This window comes from Bartonella sp. MR30HLJHH (assembly GCF_042194195.1).
Taxonomy (GTDB): domain Bacteria; phylum Pseudomonadota; class Alphaproteobacteria; order Rhizobiales; family Rhizobiaceae; genus Bartonella; species Bartonella grahamii.
In genome coordinates, this window is sequence record NZ_JBHIMO010000075.1 from 1 (window position 1) to 1,178 (window position 1,178).

Annotated in this window: 1 protein-coding gene and 1 pseudogene; both read right to left on the reverse strand. The window is 37.2% G+C overall.

Features of this window, described 5'->3' with window-relative positions:
• Positions 1–119 (reverse strand): annotated as a pseudogene (locus ACFIKR_RS09320) (exonuclease); the annotation flags it as partial.
• Between the two features lies 1 nt (position 120).
• On the reverse strand, positions 121–930 hold the full coding sequence (locus tag ACFIKR_RS09325) for an ERF family protein (RefSeq protein ID WP_375659646.1): 810 nt from the start codon (positions 928–930) through the stop codon (positions 121–123).
• Between the last annotated feature and the right edge of the window lie 248 nt (positions 931–1,178).

The window sequence follows — 1,178 nt, forward strand, 5'->3', positions numbered from 1 at the left end:
TAGTCTTCATATTTGCTTGTAGGCAAACCTTTTGCTGTCTTACTGAGTACGTTGTAAACGTTTGAAGCAGTGACTTTTCCTAGCCTTGCTTGAAACCATTCTGCTGTTCTTTGCTCCATCTCACACCGCCGTTTGTTGTTGAGTTGGTGCATATTCAATATCTTGTATAGGTGCATCTAATTGCTCTTGTTGTGCTTTTTTCATTTGTGAACGTTGCTTTTTTTTCAAAGAAAACAAAGCGATTTGAGCTTGTTTATAAGACATATCTGTTAGATTTTTTGCTCCTACGAAAGAGATAAGCTTACTTTCTTCAGATTGTGTTTTTTTAATTAATTCTTTGATTTCATTCATTTGTTCAGGAGAGATACCTGAAAGAAGCGTGTTGCCATCTGTATCGTCTTCTTTTCTTGCGACATTAAGAAGCATGCCTAAGAGATATCTACGTGCGTAGGTGAGAGTAGAACCAACCGCTTGTATGTTATTTTTGCTCCCTGTAGCGTCAAAAGGAAATGTTCCTTCTGTTGATATTTCATTGCCCGATATATGCTTTAAAGTCATTTCTACAGTTATGTCATTTGAACTCTGGTCTTTGATACGAGAGAACAAGGCAAAGTGATGTGTTGCAAGAGGTTCTTTGATTGCATCAATATATTTATTAAGCGTTGTATAGAGGCTTTTAGTATGTGTATTAATGGCGTTTTGTTCGATATCTTTGTATTCCATTTGCATAGCAGAAAGATCACGGACAAAGTTTTGGCGCTCTTGTCGTTTTATCTCTTGTTCTCGCAATTCAAGAAGACGCTTGAGACGATCCAGATCAACATCATTGTCTAAAGCTCTTTCTAAAATAAGCTCCATAGCTGTAGGTTTGTTTTCACAATCGTTCATTTTTTCCACTAATTCCGTTTGTGTGGTACTTAGTTCACTCATCTTGATTTCCTCCATTGCGCGCAATTCCCCCGTGGCGTGAATCACGCTTGTGTTTAAAAGTTGTTTGTGTGGTTAGAAAGAAACGTCGTCCCCTGTTAAGTTTTCTGTCTTTTCCTTGTAAACAATTTTGTAATCGGCATAAATTTGTGCATCGCCATAAATTCTTGGATCACCATCAATAATTGCATATTTGTAAATTTGTGCGTCCCCAAAAATATCCCCCCCATATACTTTTGCGTTATCATAAA

Coding starts and splice junctions, on each gene's coding strand:
- ACFIKR_RS09325 (WP_375659646.1), bottom strand. CDS start 930: ATGAGTGAACTAAGTACCACACAAACGGAATTAGTGGAAAAAATGAAC.